The following is a 16,695-nucleotide window of genomic DNA, read 5'->3' as shown; positions in this document are numbered from 1 at the left end:
ACAACGACAAGGCGACGATCGGCCGCTTCGCGCGCGAAACGATCGAAGGCGGCATGCCCGTCAACGAAACGCTGAGCTGATGCACCTCGCGTGCGAAAGCCTGCTGTTCGGCGGTGTCGGCGCGAGCGGGATGAGCGCGTATCACGGCTACGAAGGCTTCGTGACGTTCTCGAAGATGAGGCCGGTATTTACGCAGACGCGCCTGAACGCGTGCGGCCTGAGCGCGCCTCCATATCGCCGGCGCGTGCGCGCGCTGCCCGGGCTGATGATGCGGCTTCGAGGCGGCTTTGATGCGGCTTCGATGCGGCTTCGATGCGGCTTTGAGGCGACTTCGATGCGGCTTCGAGGCCGGCGCTTTTCGCCTAGCGCGGCGCGTCTTGCCGCGAGGCGGAAATGACCACGTCGGTGGACTGCGCATCGTCCGCTGCGCCGCTTTCCAGCCGATGCAGCCAAGCGAGCAGTTCCGCAACGGCCTGATATAGCTGCGGCGGAATGCGCGAGTCGACATCGACCTGCATCAGCAGCGAAACCATCTCGGGTGCTTCGTGCACGTACAGGCCCGCTTCCTTCGCGCGCTGCACGATCATGTCGGCGACGAGCCCGTAGCCCTTCGCGACGACGCGCGGCGCCTCGTCGTACCCCTGTGTGTCGTAGGCGAGTGCCGCCGCGCTCTTGCGATGCGTGCGGCTCATTGCAGGTCCCAATCGAAGTCGTCGTCGACTGCGTCGTTCGCTTGAGGCCTGGCCGCCGAATTCTCCGACGAGCGCGCGTACGCCGATGCCGCAGCGGCCGCCGCGCTGCCCGCGTGCAGGCTTGCGCCGATCTCGCGAATCGACAGCCCCGTCAATTCGATGCCCGCCTGGGCAAGCCGCTGCCGGAACGTCTCGCCCTGCGCCGAGAGCCGAGCCGCGCCGCCCGGACTCGCCTGCACGCGCGCAGCGAGCCGCGCCCCCGTGAGCGTGAGTTCGGCGTCGACGGTGCCGAGCGTGGGCAGCGACAGCGTGAGACGCGTGCGCCACGGGTATTCTTCATCGGCGGATGCGACGCCGTTGCCGCTGCGCCGCCATTCGTCGCCTTCCTGCTCGATCGTCCAGTCGAGCCGCGCGCCCGGCCACGCTTCCCCTGTCCAGCGGAATTGCCCTGTCGCGAGCAGATCGAGCTGCTGGCGCACGAGAGGAATCGTCGCGGGATGCAGCGCGGCCGGCATCGCCTGCTGCTGGGGCACGCTGGCGCCGCCCGTGCCGGCTGCGTTGCCCGGCGCGCCATGCAACGGCGCGTGCGGGGGCTCGTCCGGCATCTCGATGATGTCGTGCGTGACCAGGTCGAAGGTCGTGAAGCGCGCCGACTGCGCGTGCGGACCTTCCGTCGCGCCGCGCGCGGCGAGATTCGACGCGGCGGCGGCCGCCCAGCCCGTGCCGCCCGGCGCGCCGCCGGGCTGGCGGCCTTGCGCCCACGACAGCGGATCGTCGGCGGCCTCGCTCCAGTCGAGGGGCAATTGCGACACCGCGTCGGCAAGGTGATTCTGCGGCTCGGCGGCGAGCGACTCGACGGACCGCTGCCCCGACAGCCATTGCGCGAGATGCGATTCGTAGAACAGCCCGCTTTCGCTGACGGTCTGCCTGAGCGCCGCAGCGAGTTCGGCGACGGGCAGTTGCGCGGCCACGACGGTCGCGGCCGCATTCGAAGCCTGAGCCGCATTCGCCGCCTGCGCCGTATTCGAACCCTGCCCCGCATTTGAAGCCTGCGCCGCATTGGAAGCCTGCGCCGCATTGGAAGCCTGCGCCGCATTGGAAGCCTGCGCCGCGTTCGAAGCCTGCGCCGCGTTCGCGCCGCCCGTGCCCTGCGATTCCGAAGCGGCCGCGCTGCCCGAAGCGGCAGCGGCCGACGCACCCGCGTCGAACAGCGGCAACGGGGCGATATCGAGAGCCGGCGCCGCTGACCAGATCGGCGCCTGACCGACGAGTGCGGACGTCGCCTCGCCGCCCGAGCGCGTGATCGCGTCGAGCGTCAGCGCGACGGCGGACAACGCCGTCTGCGCGGAAGCAGGCAAAGGACCAGCTGTCGCCGTGACGGGCGCGGCGGGAGGTGTCTTGACGTTGAGCGATGCGTCGGCCTGCGACGCAGTTGCGCCGGCGCGCGCGCTCACGGAGAGCAGGCTGTCGATGCGGCTGGCCTGCAGCGCGGCCACCGCCGTGTCGATTCCGTTCATGCCCGCTTCCTCTCGCGCATTGACGACGCGTGGCCGCTAGCGGCGCGCCGCGACGGCTCGTATAAAAAGCGCGCTCAGCGCGCCTGGTAAAGTTCCTTCAGTACGATGGCAGGCCGGCCCGGTGCGAACAGCGCCTGCAGCTTCGCCATGCGCGGGTTCGCGAGATCGCGGACCGTCGCGTCGTTTGCGAGGATCTGGCGGATCAGGTCGAATTTGCGAGCGCGCTCGACGTCGGACAGACGCACGCCCGTCTCCGCGTTCTTCAGCGCGTCGACGAGATGCCGGTATTCGTCCTGCAGCAGGACGAGCTCGTTCCACAGCGCGTTTCGCGCTGCCATCACCATCTGGACTGAAATCGCTGCGATCGCCTCGTAGCGGGCGAAATAGTCTGCGTTCGAATTCATCTCATGCTTTCGGCGGACGACTGCATCGCCATCCGCGCAATCTCCGGCGCGATTCCGATCCAGGCTTCCTCGAGCGTGGCCAGCAACCCGTCGACTTCGACGAGCATCGCCTCGCTCTGTTTCAGGTTCGCCTCGAGCAGCCGCCGTGTCATATAGCTGTAGAGCGCGTCGAGACGCTCTGCGATTTCTCCGCCGGCATCCCGGTTGAGCGCCTGCTGCAACCCGTCGCCGATGATCTGAATGGCCTTGCCGATCGCCTCGCCGCGCCCAGCGATGTCACCCTGCTGCAGATGCATGCGGGCCTGCGCAATCGCCTTGCGCGCGCCCTGATACAGCATCACGATCAGGCGATGGGGGCTCGCGCCCATCACCCCTGTCTCCACGCCGACGCGAGCGTAGGCATTGGCTCCAGAGTGTCCCGGGGAAAACATCGGCGCTCCTCCTGTATTGCAGATAACGATCGGACTGACAGCGGACGGTTCGCCGCAAAGCGCTGCTTTACCTTGCAGCATGGTTTCCCGCCAACCCTTGTACCAAGGTTATCGGATCGTGCGAATAAAGCTTTAGCCCGCTGGAAGGAAGCGTCAGGAAAGGCAGACGGCCTGCGCTGCGCGGCGCGTCCCGTCCCGCGATCGCGCTGGCCGCGCAACCACCGTACGCCGCCGTACGCCGCCGCACGGGCGCGCAGCTCGCGCAAGACGCCCGGGTGATTCGCCCGGCAAACGCGTGCTTCGCGAACAGGCCGCTCAGACGGCCATCTGCATGATGTCGTTGTAGGCCGATACGAGCTTGTTGCGCACCTGCAGGCCGAACTGAAAGCCGACGTTGGCCTTCTGCATGTCCACCATCACGTCATTCAGCGACACATTCGGCGCGCCCAGCTCGAAAGCGTGCGCTTCGCCGATCGCCGTCTTCTGATTGGCGCTGATCTTGTCGATCGACGCCTTCAGCGCGGAAGCGAACCCGCCCGCCGTGGCCGCGCCGGATTCGTTCGCGACACCCGGGCTGCCGCCTGCGGCCTGCGTGGCCATCGACTGCATCTGCTGCAAGGCCGCGGCGAGCGGATTGATAGGCACAGTCATGTTCTCTCTCCCTGGTCGATCGGAGTTGGCGCCTTGACGCCCGGATGGTTGCTGAAGCGGGATGCGGCGCGCGGTCGCGCCATGCACCAATTGGACAGGAAGCATAGCAGCGGGCCCTTTCCGAAAGCCGTGAAAGTAAGGGGGAAACCCCCCGCTATTCGGCGCATCGGGTTGCGGGGCCATGCGGATAATCCCTAGCGTGAAAGTCTCTGTCGATACGCGCCGCAGGCCCGGGCGCCGCAGCCGGCAGAACGCAAAAGCATCCCGGAGAAAACCGACGCATGGATTCGTCAGCCAACTCGTTGATCAACCCCGATGCCCGCATGGGCCTCGCCGGCGCGCAGCCGGGCACGGCAGCAGCGGCCCAGGCGGGTGCGGCAGGCGTCGACCTGGGCGGCTCGGGCGGCGGCTTCGCCACGCGCTTCCCGGGCATCCCGGCGTCGCTGTCGCAGATGCGCGGCAACCCGCGCGCACCGCTGATCTTCGCCGTCGCCGTGCTGGTCGCCGTGGTGGCGGGGCTGATCCTCTGGTCGCGCGCCCCCGACTACAAGGTGCTGTACAGCAACGTCTCCGATCAGGACGGCGGCGCAATCGTTGCCGCGCTCCAGCAGGCGAACGTCCCGTACAAGTTCTCCGACGGCGGCGGCGCGATCCTGATTCCCGCCGACCAGGTGCATGAAATGCGCCTGCGCCTTGCTTCCCAGGGGCTGCCCAAGAGCGGTTCCGTCGGCTTCGAACTGATGGACAACCAGAAGTTCGGCATCAGCCAGTTCGCCGAGCAGGTCAACTATCAGCGCGCGCTGGAAGGCGAGCTGCAGCGCACGATCGAATCCATTTCGACGGTGAAGACGGCGCGCGTCCATCTGGCGATTCCGAAGCCCACCGTGTTCGTGCGCGACCGCGAAGCGCCGTCGGCGTCCGTGCTCGTCAATCTGTATCCGGGCCGCATGCTCGATGAAGGCCAGGTTGTCGCGATCACGCATATGGTGTCGTCGGCCGTGCCCGACATGCCCGTGCGCAACGTGACGATCATCGACCAGGACGGCAACCTGCTCACCCAGCCGGGCGCCAACGGCAGCGGCCTCGACGCGACGCAGCTCAAGTATGTGCAGCAGATCGAGCACAACACGCAGCAGCGCATCGACGCGATCCTCGGCCCGCTGTTCGGCGCCGGCAACGCGCGTTCGACGGTCAGCGCCGACATCGATTTCTCGAAGAACGAGCAAACTTCCGAAAACTACGGCCCGAACGCGACCCCGCAGCAGGCCGCGATCCGCAGCCAGCAGACCAGCACGGCGACGGAAATGTCGCAAGGCGGCGCCTCGGGCGTGCCGGGCGCGCTGTCGAACCAGCCGCCGCAGCCCGCCTCGGCGCCCATCGTCGCGGGCGCGAACGGCGCGAGCGGCGTGAGCACGACGCCGATCAGCGACCGCAAGGATTCGACGACCAACTACGAGCTCGACAGGACCGTGAGCCACACCGAAAAGGCGATCGGCGGCATCAAGCGCCTGTCGGTGGCCGTGGTGGTGAACTACATGCGCGTCGTCGACGCGAAGGGCCACGCGACGATGCAGCCGCTGCCCGCCGACAAGCTCGCGCAGGTCACGCAGCTGGTGAAGGACGCGATGGGCTACGACCAGGCGCGCGGCGACTCCGTCAACGTGATGAACAGCACGTTCACGACGATCGCCGATCCCGACGCCGACCTGCCGTGGTGGCGCACGAAGGACATGATCGCGCTGTACAGGCAGATCGCGCTGTACGCAGGCATCGGCGCGGTCGCCCTGTTCCTCTACTTCGTGATGGTGAAGCCGGCCCTGCGCCGCGCCTTCCCGCCGCCGCCCGAGCCCGTCGCCGCGCTGCCCTCACCCGACGAGCCGGTGCTCGACGGCCTGCCGAGCGCAGCCGCCGCAGCCGCCGAAGACGAAGTCGAAGGCTCGCTGGTCGCGCTGGAAAGCGACAAGGCCAAATATGAGCGGAACCTCGAATACGCGCGTCAGATCGCGCGTCAGGATCCGAAGATCGTTGCAACCGTCGTGAAGAGCTGGGTGTCCGATGAGCACTGAAGGCGTACTGAAGAGCGCGCTCCTGCTGATGTCGATCGGCGAGGAAGAAGCCGCGAGCGTGTTCAAGTTTCTGGGGCCGCGCGAGGTCCAGAAGATCGGCGTCGCGATGGCGTCGCTGAAGAACATCACGCGCGAGCAGATCGACGAGGTGCTGCACGAGTTCGTCTCCGAGGCGGACAAGCACACTGCGCTGTCGCTCGATTCGAGCGACTACATCCGCTCGGTGCTGACGAAGGCGCTCGGCGACGACAAGGCGGGCGCGATCATCGACCGCATCCTTCAGGGCAGCGATACGAGCGGCATCGAAGGGCTGAAGTGGATGGACTCGGCGGCCGTTGCCGAACTCATCAAGAACGAGCACCCGCAGATCATCGCAACGATTCTCGTGCACCTCGATCGCGATCAGGCGTCGGAAATTGTCTCCTGCTTCACGGAGCGGCTGCGCAACGACGTGCTCCTGCGCATCGCGACGCTCGACGGCATCCAGCCCGCCGCGCTGCGCGAGCTCGACGACGTGCTGACGGGCCTGCTGTCCGGCAGCGACAACCTCAAGCGCAGCCCGATGGGCGGCATCCGGACGGCGGCGGAAATCCTCAACTTTCTGCCGAGCAACCACGAAGAATCCGTCATCGACAACGTCCGCCAGTACGACGCGGACCTCGCGCAAAAGATCATCGACCAGATGTTCGTGTTCGACAACCTGCTCGATCTGGAAGACCGCGCGATCCAGCTGCTGTTGAAGGAAGTCGAGTCGGAGACGCTGATCATCTCGCTGAAGGGCGCGCAGCCCGCGCTGCGCCAGAAGTTCCTGTCGAACATGTCGCAGCGTGCAGCCGAGTTGCTCGCGGAGGACCTCGACGCGCGCGGCCCCGTGCGCGTGTCGGAAGTGGAAACGCAACAGCGCAGGATCCTGCAGGTCGTGCGCAATCTCGCCGAATCCGGAGCAATCGTGATCGGCGGCAAGGCGGAAGATGCATATGTCTGACCAGGACCCCATGCGCGAGGGAAGCCTCCCGGCCTACCAGCGCTGGGAGATGGCCTCGTTCGACCCGGTGCCCGAGCCGGAGCCCGAGGTCGATGACGGCGCGTTCGAAGCCGAACTGCAGCGCCTGCGCGACGCCGCGCACGCGCAAGGCGTCGCGTCGGGCCACGTCGCCGGTCAGGCGCTCGGTTATCAGGCTGGCTATGAGCAAGGCCGCGCGCAAGGTTTCGAGCAGGGCCAGGCGGAAGCGCGCGCGGAAGCCGCCCAGCTCGCCGCGCTCGCCGAGACCTTCAAGGCGGCGCTCGACAACGCGCAGCACGAACTGTCGGAAACGATCGTCGCGCTCGCGCTCGACATCGCGCAACAAGTGGTGCGCCAGCACGTCCAGCACGACCCGACGGCGCTCATCGCCGCCGCGCGTGAAGTGATGGCGACCGAGCCGGCGCTGGTCGGCGCGCCGGCTCTGATCGTGAGCCCCGCCGATCTGCCCGTCGTCGAAGCGTATCTGCTCGAAGAGCTGCAGACGCGCGGCTGGAACGTGCGCACCGACCCCGCGATCGAACGCGGCGGCTGCCGCGCCATGTCCACCACGGGCGAAGTGGACGCCGGCATCGGCACGCGCTGGGAGCGCGTCGCGGCTGCGCTCGGCAGGGCAAGCACATGGTAAAGCCGACCATCGAAGACATTCAGCACAGCGACCTCACGCCGCTCGAGCGCGAGCTGGCGCTGGCGTCGTTCGGCGCGGAAGCGCTCACTGTCGCGCAGATGGAAGAATCGCTCGCCGCGCTGGAGTCGGCGATCTCGTCGGCCCATGCGGGCATGGACGCAGCCGGCGACCACACGACCCGCGCGCCGCACCCCGCCGCCGCACCCGCGAGCCGCGATTCGTCGGCGAGCGCGAATCCCGCTGCGAACACGGCTGCCCATCCCGCGCCGAAGCGCGCGCCCGATCCCGCGCTCGCCGGCAATCCGCATCTGCAAGCCTGGCGCAGCCGGCTGAACGGCTTGCGCGAACGCAACCAGATCGCGCGTCCGTTGCGCGCCTGCGGGCGCCTGACGCGCGCGGCCGGGCTCGTGCTCGAAGCCGTCGGTTTGCGTCTCGCCGTCGGCGCGGAAGTGATGATCGAGTTGCCGCCCGGCAGCACGCGCTCGATGGCCGAGGCCGAAGTGGTCGGCTTTTCGGGCGACAAGCTCTTTTTGATGCCGACGACGGAAGTCGCGGGTCTCTTGCCGGGCGCGCGCGTCTATCCGCTGGAGACAGCGCCCATCGCCGATCCGATGGCGGGTGCGAAGCGTCTGCCCGTCGGCTGGGAACTGCTCGGACGCGTGGTCGATGCGTCGGGCAAGCCGCTCGACGGCTTCGGCCCGCTCAATTCTCGCAACGACGCGCCGCTCACCGCGCCGGCCATCAACCCGCTGCATCGCGAGCCGATTCATAGGGTGCTCGACGTCGGCGTGCGCGCGATCAACGCGCTGCTTACGGTCGGACGCGGCCAGCGCATGGGATTGTTCGCGGGGTCGGGTGTCGGCAAGTCGGTGCTGCTCGGCACGATGGCGCGCTACACCAGCGCTGAAGTGATCGTGATCGGCCTGATCGGCGAGCGTGGCCGCGAAGTGAAGGAATTCATCGAACAGATTCTCGGCGACGAGGGTCTCGCGCGCTCCGTCGTCGTGGCCGCGCCCGCCGACGTGTCGCCGCTTCTGCGGATGCAGGGCGCGGCGTACGCGACCTCGCTTGCCGAATACTTCCGCGACCAGGGCAAGCATGTGCTGCTGCTGATGGATTCGCTGACGCGCTACGCGATGGCTCAGCGCGAGATCGCGCTCGCGATCGGCGAGCCGCCCGCGACCAAGGGCTATCCGCCTTCCGTGTTCGCGAAGCTGCCCGCGCTCGTCGAGCGAACGGGCAACGGCCCCGAAGGCGGCGGCTCGATCACCGCGTTCTATACGGTGCTGACGGAAGGCGACGACCAGCAGGACCCGATCGCCGACTCGGCGCGCGCGATTCTCGACGGTCATATCGTGCTGTCGCGCGCACTCGCCGAAGCGGGCCACTATCCCGCCATCGACATCGAGGCGTCGATCAGCCGCGCGATGACGGCGCTCATCAGCGACGCGCATCTGGACCGCACTCGCCAGTTCAAGCAGATGTTGTCGCGCTATCAGCGCAACCGCGATCTGATCAACGTCGGCGCGTATTCGACGGGGCGCGATGCGGTGCTCGACCGCGCGATTTCGCTGTATCCGCGCATGGAAGCGTTCCTGCAACAAGGTTTTCGCGAAAGCGCCGGGTTCGAAGCCAGCGTCGCGCACCTCGATTCGCTGTTCGGCTAGGGGAAACTGAATGAGCAAGCACTTTCCGATCAAGACGCTGATTGGCCTTGCACAAGACGACGTCGACGCCGCCGCGCGCAAGCTCGGCCGCGTGCAGCGCGAGCGCAACGAAGTCGAGACGCAGTTGAATTCCCTGATCGAATACCGCGACGAATATCACCGCCGTTTCACGGAGACGGCGAAGGCGGGCATGCCCGCCGGCAACATGCGCAACTTTCAGGCGTTCATCGACACGCTCGACACCGCCATTCAGCAGCAGCGCCAGTTGCTGGCGACGGCGACGGCGCGTGTCGAGGCCGCGAAGCCCGAATGGCAGCGCAGCAAGCAGAAGCTCGGCTCTTACGAAGTCCTCGAAGCGCGCGGCATCGCCGCCGAAGCGAAAATCGCGGCGCGCCGCGAGCAGCGGGACGCCGATGAGTACGGCGCACGAATTCTCCGGATGCGCGCGGAAGGCGCATGAAGACGCCTCGCGCAGCACGTCATGCCGCGCAACGGGACTGACACGACCATACGAGATCCAGCATGTCGCCTCTTTCACTGATCAACTCGCTGCTCGGCGCAACGAGCGGCACCTCGGGCAGCAATGCATCGAACGGCGCGAACGCGAACAGCGCGCTGCCGTTCTCGACGACGCTGCAACAAAGCATCGACGCGCAGAACCACGCAGCCGCCGCGCCTGCGCCGACGCCCGCGCCGGCACCGTCGTCGGGCACGCCGTCCGCTCAGGCGCCGTCGTCGGGCGCGCCGTCCGCGCCGGCGCAATCCGTATCGAACGGCTCCGGCGGCAGCGTGCACGACGCGCCTCCGGCCAACGACGCATCGAAGAACACCAGCGCCGCGGACGATTCAGGCAGCACGGGCGGCTCGAAGTCCGCGACCTGGAGCGATGGCACGCAGCAGACGGGTTCGGCCAACGGCGCGAATGGAGCGAATGGAGCGAACGGCGCCGACGGCACGAATGGCACGAAGGGCGCGAACGGCGCCGACTGCACGAAGGGCGCGAGCGGCGCGAACGGCAAGGACAACACGGATACGGCATCAAAGCCGAACGGCGACGCGCCGACCACGAGCGCAGCCGCCGCTGAAGCGGCCGCGGCAGCAGCGGCCGCAGCCGCCGCCGTGCAGGCGCAAACCCAGGCGAGCAACGCGGCAAATGCCGCGAACGTCGCCGACGGCGCTACGCGGCAGACCGCGTTCGCGACGACCCCGGCGGCCGGCAACCCGACGACGCCCGTCATCCAGACGCCGTCGAAGAAGATCGCTTCGCTCGATCCGAAAGCGACACAAGATGCATTGCAGGCCGCGTTCGCCGCGTTGGCGGGCGGCCAGGGCGCAGCGCCCGCGACGGGTGTGGCCTCGTCCGTGAAAGGCGCCGCGCCGGGCGCCGCCGACGCGACGCTCGGCGGCCGTGGCGCGGGTGCCGGCAAGGCCCTTGCGCCCGCCGACTTGCGCAACGCGAAGGGCAATACGGCTGCCATGAACGCCGCCACCACCGCCAGCACCGCCGCAACCAGCACGGCAACGGCGACGGCCGCCAGCGGCGCAGCCACGCCGCCAAGCCCCGCCGATGCGCTCGCCGCCGCAGCCAGCGCAAGCGTCTCTCAAGCTGCTGCCGCGCCTGCGGCGAACGCCGGATCGAACGCCGCGCTCGCGGCCACCCAGGCCGCATCCGCGGCTGCGGCTGCGAGCGCATCGACGACGGCGACGCAGGCGTCCAACCCGGAGACGGCCGCGATGGCAAACGCCGTTGCCCCGCACCTCGGCACGCCAGACTGGGAAGACGCGTTCAGCCAGAAAGTCGTGTTCCTCACCAATGCGCATCAGCAGACGGCGGAACTCACGCTCAATCCGCGCGACCTCGGCCCGCTACAGGTCGTCCTCCAGGTTGCCGATAACCATGCACATGCCCTTTTTGTTTCGCAGCATCAGCAGGTGCGGGACGCGGTCGAAGCCGCGCTGCCGAAACTGCGTGAAGCGATGGAGCAAGGCGGCATCGGGTTGGGAAGCGCAAGCGTCAGCGATGGCTTTGCACGGCAGACCAGCCAGCAGGGCCAGGACCAGAGCGGCGGCGCTCGGGGCGGCCGCGGCGGTGGCCGTGGCAGCGCGGCCATCGATCTCGCGGGCGGCAGCACGACGGCCGTGAGCATGCCCGTGCGCCGCACCGTCGGACTGGTCGACACGTTCGCCTGATACCGCGCGAACCGCAAACGCGGCCCGCCGTGACGGCGGCAGCCGCGCCGTGCTTCCCTGATAACGATTGAAGGCGAGCGCCGCATCGTGCGCGACGGACACGCTGCGCCGCCGATGACGAAAACGAACAGGAGCTCAGCGCGCGGCATACAGCGCACATCAGCGAGCAAGAAAGGGGGCGGCCACGACGGGCGCCGAAGACGTCCCGGACATGGGCGGCGCTTGCGACCGCAGCGGCGCACATTCATGGGCGCGGTTGCGTCCACGCGACGCGCCGGGCGACGCGCGCGTTGCTGCGCCAAGCCTGTCAACCGGCAAGGCGGGCGGCGATTCGGGTGGCGATTCGGATGGCAACCCGGTCGGCGATCCAGGCGGCAAACAAACGAGCTAAACCTGAATATCCCTTCTTTTCGACACATCGCAGCATCGTCAGACACCTGAAAATTCACCTATAGCATCGAGGCAATCAATTCCATGGCATCCACGACCGCAACCCAGCAAGCCAACGCAAAGCCGTCTTCTCCGGGCCTCGTCAAGCGCATTGTGGTGATCCTGCTGATCGTACTGGTCGCGGCAGGCGCAGCCGGCGCAGCCACCTGGTTCTTCATGTCGAAGCGCGCGCCCGCCGCCGCAGCGGCTGCAGGTCCTGTGCTCGCGCCCGCTCCGATCTTCTTCCCGCTCGAATCGATGACGGTGAACCTGCAGTCCGACGACGGCCAGCAGCATTACCTGCGCATCGGCCTGACGCTGAAGCTCGCCGACCAGAAGGTGCAGGAGCACCTGACGGAGCACATGCCCGAGATCCGCAGCCGCGTGCTGCTCGCGCTGTCGAACAAGCATCCCGAGCAACTGGCGACGCTCGACGGCAAGAAAGCGCTCGCCACGGAACTCGAAAAGCTGATCGAAGAGCCGACCGAGCCGAACGCTCAACCGGTGCACGTCTCCGACGTGTTGTTCACCGAATTCGTCGTCCAGTAATAGCGCCTCGCGCTGACTGACTTGATATTCAACCGCGCCATCAATCGCGAAGGGACGCACGAGGAATAGGAATGGGCCACGAAGAGTTCATGTCCCAGGAGGAGGTCGATGCCCTCCTCAAGGGCGTCACGGGCGAATCCGACTCGCAATCGAGCGAGGCCGAGCGCAGCGGTGTCCGCCCGTACAACATTGCGACACAGGAACGCATCGTTCGCGGCCGGATGCCCGGCCTCGAAATCATCAACGACCGCTTCGCTCGCCTGTTGCGCGTCGGCATCTTCAACTTCATGCGGCGCACGGCCGAGATCTCGGTCGGCCCGGTGAAGGTGCAGAAGTACGCCGAATTCACGCGCAACCTGCCGATCCCGACGAACCTCAATCTCGTCCAGGTGAAGCCGCTGCGCGGCACGTCGCTATTCGTGTTCGATCCGAACCTCGTGTTCTTCGTGGTCGACAATCTGTTCGGCGGCGACGGGCGCTTTCATACGCGCGTCGAAGGCCGCGACTTCACGCAGACGGAGCAGCGCATCATCAGCAAGCTGCTCGGCCTCGTGTTCGAGCACTACACGACGGCATGGAAGAGCGTTCGGCCGCTGACGTTCGAATACGTGCGCTCCGAAATGCACACGCAGTTCGCAAACGTTGCCACGCCAAACGAGATCGTGATCGTCACGCAGTTCTCTATCGAATTCGGCCCGACGGGCGGCACGCTGCACATCTGTATGCCGTATTCGATGATCGAGCCGATCCGCGACGTGCTGTCGTCGCCGATCCAGGGCGAAGCGCTCGAAGTGGACCGCCGCTGGGTCCGCGTACTGTCGCAGCAGGTGCAGGCAGCCGAAGTCGAGCTGACTGCGGATCTCGCGCAGATTCCCGTGACGTTCCAGGAAATTCTCAACATGAAGGCGGGCGACGTGCTGCCCATCAACATTCCCGAGCACATCACCGCGAAGGTCGACGGCGTGCCGGTGATGGAGTGCGGCTACGGTATTTTCAATGGTCAATACGCGTTGCGGGTCCAGAAGATGATCAGCGCAGCGGAACAGATGAAGGAAGCGGGATATGACTGAGCTGAACTCGACACCCGATATGGACATGCCGGATCCGGCCAAGGTGGATGAAACGATCGCCGCCGCAACCACGGACGATGCAGCGATGGACGACTGGGCGAGCGCTCTGGCGGAACAGAACGACAACACGTCGGTGAGCGCGACGACGGCGGGCGTGTTCCAGCCGCTGTCGAAAGTCGAGCCATCCTCGACGCGCAACGACATCGACATGATCCTGGACATTCCCGTCCAGATGACCGTCGAACTCGGTCGCACGAAGATCGCGATCCGCAACCTGCTGCAACTCGCGCAAGGCTCCGTCGTCGAACTGGACGGCCTCGCGGGCGAGCCGATGGACGTGCTCGTGAACGGCTGCCTGATCGCGCAAGGCGAAGTGGTCGTCGTGAACGACAAGTTCGGTATCCGCCTCACCGACATCATTACGCCGTCGGAGCGTATCCGGAAGCTGAACCGATGAAACACGCAGTAACCCGGGCCGCGTCCCACGAGAGCGGCATGCCGCTCGAGCGCCGCGCCCGTTTCATGTCGGCGCTGGCGTTGGCGGGTGCGACGCTTGCCGCCTGCGCGCTGAACGTGGCGCACGCCGCCGACATGAATGCCGTCAACAATGCCGCGAAGATCGCTTCGAGCGTCGGCGCGGGAACGGCGGTTCCGTCCGTCGGCTTCGGCGCGGTGTTGCAGACGATCGTCGGACTCGCCGTCGTGATCGGCCTCGTATTCGGCTGCGCGTGGCTCGCGCGGCGACTCGGACTGCAACCGGGCCATCGCGGCGGAATCGTGAAGACGATCGGCGGCACGTCGCTGGGCGGCAAGGAGCGCGTGGCCGTCGTCGAGATCGGCGATACCTGGCTCGTGCTCGGCGCGGCGCCCGGCAATGTGCGCCTGTTGCACACGATGCCCGCCGGCTCGGCCACGGGCGTAACGCTTCCCACGGGCACGCCCGCGGCGCCCGGTGCGCGCCGTGACTTCACGCCCGGCGGCCCGGTCCCGTTGAGCGGCACCTTCGGACAACGCTTTCGCGACGCGCTCAAACACGAAGCGGGCAAACGTTTCCAGCGACGCGCGAGCGGAGAACAGTAATGCAGTACGACCGATCCGACGCGCAGCGCGGCTGCGCTCGGGGCTTCCACGCCCTTCGCCACGCCCTTCGCCACGCCCTTTCCGACGCCTTGACTCAAGCCCCTACTTCCACGCGACGACGCATTCTGAAGTGTGCCGCGCTGGCCGCGCCGCTTGCCTTGCCTGCGTTGCTGCTCGCGCTGCCGACGCTTTCGTTCGCGCAAGCGGCGGGACTGCCCGCCTTCAACACGAGCCCCGGCCCGAATGGCGGCACGACGTATTCGCTGAGCGTGCAGACGATGCTGCTGCTCACGATGCTGTCGTTCCTGCCCGCGATGGTGTTGATGATGACGAGCTTCACGCGCATCATCATCGTGCTGTCGCTGCTGCGCCAGGCAGTCGGCACGCCGACCACGCCGCCCAACCAGGTGCTGGTCGGGCTCGCGCTGTTTCTGACGCTGTTCGTGATGTCGCCTGTGCTCGACAAGGCGTACAGCGACGGCTATAAGCCCTTCTCCGAAGGCACGATCCAGATGGACGAAGCCGTGAAGCGCGGCGTCGCGCCGTTCAAGGCGTTCATGCTGAAGCAGACGCGCGAAAGCGATCTCGCGCTGTTCGCGCGCGTCTCGCATGCCGCGCCGATGCAGGGCCCGGAAGACGTGCCGCTGTCGCTGCTGGTGCCGTCGTTTGTCACGAGCGAACTGAAGACGGGCTTCCAGATCGGCTTCACCGTGTACATTCCGTTCGTGATCATCGACATGGTGGTTGCGAGTGTGCTGATGTCGATGGGCATGATGATGATCTCGCCCGCGATCATTTCGTTGCCGTTCAAGCTGATGCTGTTCGTGCTGGTCGACGGCTGGCAGTTGATCATCGGCTCGCTCGCGCAGAGCTTCGTGTAAATCCATTCAGGCAGGGAGCGTTACGCCATGACGCCGGAAACCGTCACCACCCTCGCGCACGAAGCGATGTACATCGCGTTGCTGCTGGCCGCGCCGCCGCTTTTGGTGGGGCTGGTCGTCGGTCTTGTCGTGAGTCTTTTCCAGGCTGCGACGCAGATCAACGAATCGACGCTGTCATTCATTCCGAAGCTGTTCGCGATTGCCGTGACGCTTGTGCTGATCGGCCCGTGGATGCTCGCGAAGATGCTCGACTACATGCGCCACATGTTCACGAGCATTCCGACGCTCGCCAACTGAGCGCGCCCGTTCTGTCCTTACGCGACACGCGATGTTTTCCGTCACCTACGAGCAGCTGAATGTCTGGCTGACCGCGTTTCTATGGCCGTTCGTGCGGATTCTTGCGCTCGTTGCGTCGTCGCCTGCGTTCGGCGACAAGTCGCTGCCGATTCGCGTGAAGATCGGCCTTTCCGCTTTCGTCACGATCATCGTGGCGCCGACGCTTGGCGCATTGCCGCAGGTGACGGTGTTTTCCGCGCAGGGCGTGTGGATCATCATCAACCAGTTTCTGATCGGCGTCGCGCTTGGCTTCACAATGCAGCTCGTGTTCGGCGCGGTGCAGGCGGCGGGCGACATCATCGGCATGAGCATGGGTCTGGGTTTCGCGACGTTCTTCGATCCGCATTCGACGGGGGCGACGGACGTGATGTCGCGCTATGTGTACATGATCGCGATCCTCACGTTTTTTGCGCTCGATGGTCATTTGCAGATGTTGTCTGCGCTGATCCAGACGTTTCAGGCGCTGCCTGTTTCAGCGAACGTGCTGGGCGCGACCGGCTGGCGCGTGCTGGCTGGCTGGGGCAGCACGGTGTTCAATGCGGGGTTGCTGCTGGCGCTGCCGATCGTGACGGCGCTGCTCATTACCAATCTCGCGCTTGGGATTCTTAATCGCGCGGCGCCGCAGATCGGTGTGTTTCAGGTGGGACTGCCATTGACCGTCATTACCGGGTTGCTGTTGATTCAGTTGATGTTGCCGAACATGATGCCGTTTTTTTCCCGCCTGTTTGATGGCGGGATTGCGGAGATGGGGCGGGTGGTGGCGGGAATGCACTAAAGGCTTGAGTGTGCTTTTTGTATTTGTTTTTGATTTTGCTTGCAGCCGCTATGAGATTCGCTTTGCCACTGTCGCTGGCATCCGCGATGAGGTTTGTTTTGCTACTTTCGCTGGCATCCGCGATGCGATTTGTTTTGCCACTGTCGCTGGCATCCGCGATGAGGTTTGTTTTGCCACTTTCGCTGGCATCCGCGATGCGATTTGTTTTGCCGCTGTCGCTGGCATCCGCGTTAGCGCCTCGCGGCGCAGGCGTTGCCCCTGTGCGGGGCGGCACCTACTTTCTTTGCCGCGGCAAAGAAAGTAGGCAA

19 protein-coding genes and 1 pseudogene are annotated in these 16,695 nt (G+C 66.4%); 15 read left to right on the top strand and 5 right to left on the bottom strand.

Features of this window, described 5'->3' with window-relative positions; translation table 11 throughout:
• Window positions 1-2 precede the first annotated feature (2 nt).
• Window positions 3-274, top strand: a pseudogene (locus J8I87_RS44915) (coniferyl aldehyde dehydrogenase); the annotation flags it as partial.
• 88 nt (window positions 275-362) lie between these two features.
• Here the strand turns inward: J8I87_RS44915 and J8I87_RS24740 are convergent.
• The 5 genes from J8I87_RS24740 to fliE all read right to left on the bottom strand — a co-directional run bounded on the left by J8I87_RS24740 (window position 363) and on the right by fliE (window position 3,695).
• On the bottom strand, window positions 363-692 hold the full coding sequence (locus J8I87_RS24740; protein ID WP_209934641.1) for an EscU/YscU/HrcU family type III secretion system export apparatus switch protein: 330 nt from the start codon (window positions 690-692) through the stop codon (window positions 363-365).
• Window positions 689-2,209, bottom strand: coding sequence for a flagellar hook-length control protein FliK (locus tag J8I87_RS24735; protein ID WP_209934639.1), 1,521 nt, complete (start codon window positions 2,207-2,209; stop codon window positions 689-691). The genes J8I87_RS24740 and J8I87_RS24735 overlap by 4 nt, the downstream gene beginning before the upstream one ends.
• A 74-nt stretch (window positions 2,210-2,283) precedes the next feature.
• Window positions 2,284-2,613, bottom strand: a complete 330-nt coding sequence (locus tag J8I87_RS24730; protein ID WP_209934638.1) for a flagellar protein FliT — start codon at window positions 2,611-2,613, stop codon at window positions 2,284-2,286.
• Window positions 2,610-3,044 carry a flagellar export chaperone FliS gene (fliS, locus tag J8I87_RS24725; protein ID WP_209934637.1) on the bottom strand — a complete coding sequence of 145 codons (435 nt, stop codon included), beginning with the start codon at window positions 3,042-3,044 and terminating at the stop codon, window positions 2,610-2,612. The genes J8I87_RS24730 and fliS overlap by 4 nt, the downstream gene beginning before the upstream one ends.
• A gap of 315 nt (window positions 3,045-3,359) precedes the next feature.
• On the bottom strand, window positions 3,360-3,695 hold the full coding sequence (gene fliE, locus J8I87_RS24720) for a flagellar hook-basal body complex protein FliE (RefSeq protein ID WP_209934636.1): 336 nt from the start codon (window positions 3,693-3,695) through the stop codon (window positions 3,360-3,362).
• A 281-nt stretch (window positions 3,696-3,976) separates the two neighbouring features.
• Between fliE and fliF the strand changes: the two genes are divergently transcribed.
• The 14 genes from fliF to J8I87_RS24650 all read left to right on the top strand — a co-directional run.
• Window positions 3,977-5,761, top strand: coding sequence for a flagellar basal-body MS-ring/collar protein FliF (fliF, locus tag J8I87_RS24715; protein ID WP_209934635.1), 1,785 nt, complete (start codon window positions 3,977-3,979; stop codon window positions 5,759-5,761).
• Window positions 5,751-6,746, top strand: coding sequence for a flagellar motor switch protein FliG (gene fliG, locus J8I87_RS24710; RefSeq protein ID WP_209934633.1), 996 nt, complete (start codon window positions 5,751-5,753; stop codon window positions 6,744-6,746). The genes fliF and fliG overlap by 11 nt, the downstream gene beginning before the upstream one ends.
• The gene (gene fliH, locus J8I87_RS24705) at window positions 6,733-7,410 is read left to right on the top strand and encodes a flagellar assembly protein FliH (RefSeq protein ID WP_209934632.1); all 678 of its coding nucleotides are present in this window, start codon (window positions 6,733-6,735) and stop codon (window positions 7,408-7,410) included. The genes fliG and fliH overlap by 14 nt, the downstream gene beginning before the upstream one ends.
• Window positions 7,404-9,077, top strand: coding sequence for a flagellar protein export ATPase FliI (fliI, locus tag J8I87_RS24700; protein WP_209934630.1), 1,674 nt, complete (start codon window positions 7,404-7,406; stop codon window positions 9,075-9,077). Before fliH ends, fliI begins: the two co-directional genes overlap by 7 nt.
• A 10-nt stretch (window positions 9,078-9,087) precedes the next feature.
• Entirely contained in the window at window positions 9,088-9,537 is a 450-nt protein-coding gene (gene fliJ, locus J8I87_RS24695; RefSeq protein WP_209934628.1) for a flagellar export protein FliJ, read from the top strand.
• 62 nt (window positions 9,538-9,599) lie between these two features.
• Entirely contained in the window at window positions 9,600-11,267 is a 1,668-nt protein-coding gene (locus J8I87_RS24690; protein ID WP_209934627.1) for a flagellar hook-length control protein FliK, read from the top strand.
• A gap of 474 nt (window positions 11,268-11,741) precedes the next feature.
• Entirely contained in the window at window positions 11,742-12,245 is a 504-nt protein-coding gene (gene fliL, locus J8I87_RS24685) for a flagellar basal body-associated protein FliL (RefSeq protein ID WP_209934625.1), read from the top strand.
• Between the two features lie 71 nt (window positions 12,246-12,316).
• Window positions 12,317-13,315, top strand: a complete 999-nt coding sequence (gene fliM / locus J8I87_RS24680; RefSeq protein ID WP_209934623.1) for a flagellar motor switch protein FliM — start codon at window positions 12,317-12,319, stop codon at window positions 13,313-13,315.
• Entirely contained in the window at window positions 13,308-13,772 is a 465-nt protein-coding gene (fliN, locus tag J8I87_RS24675) for a flagellar motor switch protein FliN (protein WP_209934622.1), read from the top strand. The genes fliM and fliN overlap by 8 nt, the downstream gene beginning before the upstream one ends.
• Window positions 13,769-14,395, top strand: coding sequence for a flagellar biosynthetic protein FliO (fliO, locus tag J8I87_RS24670; RefSeq protein ID WP_209934620.1), 627 nt, complete (start codon window positions 13,769-13,771; stop codon window positions 14,393-14,395). The genes fliN and fliO overlap by 4 nt, the downstream gene beginning before the upstream one ends.
• Complete coding sequence (fliP, locus tag J8I87_RS24665; protein ID WP_209934618.1) at window positions 14,395-15,276, top strand: flagellar type III secretion system pore protein FliP; 882 nt, start codon at window positions 14,395-14,397, stop codon at window positions 15,274-15,276. Before fliO ends, fliP begins: the two co-directional genes overlap by 1 nt.
• Before the next feature lie 27 nt (window positions 15,277-15,303).
• Window positions 15,304-15,573, top strand: coding sequence for a flagellar biosynthesis protein FliQ (gene fliQ / locus J8I87_RS24660; RefSeq protein ID WP_209934617.1), 270 nt, complete (start codon window positions 15,304-15,306; stop codon window positions 15,571-15,573).
• Between the two features lie 31 nt (window positions 15,574-15,604).
• Window positions 15,605-16,387 (top strand): flagellar biosynthetic protein FliR, encoded by a 783-nt coding sequence (fliR, locus tag J8I87_RS24655; protein WP_209934615.1) that lies wholly within the window; start codon window positions 15,605-15,607, stop codon window positions 16,385-16,387.
• A 17-nt stretch (window positions 16,388-16,404) separates the two neighbouring features.
• The coding region (locus J8I87_RS24650) for a hypothetical protein (protein ID WP_209934614.1) at window positions 16,405-16,695 on the top strand (291 nt) is incomplete at its 3' end.

It is taken from the genome of Paraburkholderia sp. LEh10 (assembly GCF_017814945.1).
GTDB lineage: Bacteria > Pseudomonadota > Gammaproteobacteria > Burkholderiales > Burkholderiaceae > Paraburkholderia.
Note: the sequence above shows the minus strand (reverse complement) of the source record. Positions and strands in the feature narration are given on the sequence as shown.

Excerpts from the sequence above, each read along its gene's own strand:
- fliG (WP_209934633.1), top strand. The coding sequence starts at position 5,751 with ATGAGCACTGAAGGCGTACTGAAGAGCGCGCTCCTGCTGATGTCGATC.
- J8I87_RS24735 (WP_209934639.1), bottom strand. The coding sequence starts at position 2,209 with ATGAACGGAATCGACACGGCGGTGGCCGCGCTGCAGGCCAGCCGCATC.
- fliJ (WP_209934628.1), top strand. The coding sequence starts at position 9,088 with ATGAGCAAGCACTTTCCGATCAAGACGCTGATTGGCCTTGCACAAGAC.
- J8I87_RS24740 (WP_209934641.1), bottom strand. The coding sequence starts at position 692 with ATGAGCCGCACGCATCGCAAGAGCGCGGCGGCACTCGCCTACGACACA.
- fliM (WP_209934623.1), top strand. The coding sequence starts at position 12,317 with ATGGGCCACGAAGAGTTCATGTCCCAGGAGGAGGTCGATGCCCTCCTC.
- fliI (WP_209934630.1), top strand. The coding sequence starts at position 7,404 with ATGGTAAAGCCGACCATCGAAGACATTCAGCACAGCGACCTCACGCCG.
- fliO (WP_209934620.1), top strand. The coding sequence starts at position 13,769 with ATGAAACACGCAGTAACCCGGGCCGCGTCCCACGAGAGCGGCATGCCG.
- fliH (WP_209934632.1), top strand. The coding sequence starts at position 6,733 with ATGCATATGTCTGACCAGGACCCCATGCGCGAGGGAAGCCTCCCGGCC.
- J8I87_RS24690 (WP_209934627.1), top strand. The coding sequence starts at position 9,600 with ATGTCGCCTCTTTCACTGATCAACTCGCTGCTCGGCGCAACGAGCGGC.
- fliS (WP_209934637.1), bottom strand. The coding sequence starts at position 3,044 with ATGTTTTCCCCGGGACACTCTGGAGCCAATGCCTACGCTCGCGTCGGC.
- fliP (WP_209934618.1), top strand. The coding sequence starts at position 14,395 with ATGCAGTACGACCGATCCGACGCGCAGCGCGGCTGCGCTCGGGGCTTC.
- fliF (WP_209934635.1), top strand. The coding sequence starts at position 3,977 with ATGGATTCGTCAGCCAACTCGTTGATCAACCCCGATGCCCGCATGGGC.
- fliR (WP_209934615.1), top strand. The coding sequence starts at position 15,605 with ATGTTTTCCGTCACCTACGAGCAGCTGAATGTCTGGCTGACCGCGTTT.
- fliL (WP_209934625.1), top strand. The coding sequence starts at position 11,742 with ATGGCATCCACGACCGCAACCCAGCAAGCCAACGCAAAGCCGTCTTCT.
- fliE (WP_209934636.1), bottom strand. The coding sequence starts at position 3,695 with ATGACTGTGCCTATCAATCCGCTCGCCGCGGCCTTGCAGCAGATGCAG.
- J8I87_RS24730 (WP_209934638.1), bottom strand. The coding sequence starts at position 2,613 with ATGAATTCGAACGCAGACTATTTCGCCCGCTACGAGGCGATCGCAGCG.
- fliN (WP_209934622.1), top strand. The coding sequence starts at position 13,308 with ATGACTGAGCTGAACTCGACACCCGATATGGACATGCCGGATCCGGCC.
- fliQ (WP_209934617.1), top strand. The coding sequence starts at position 15,304 with ATGACGCCGGAAACCGTCACCACCCTCGCGCACGAAGCGATGTACATC.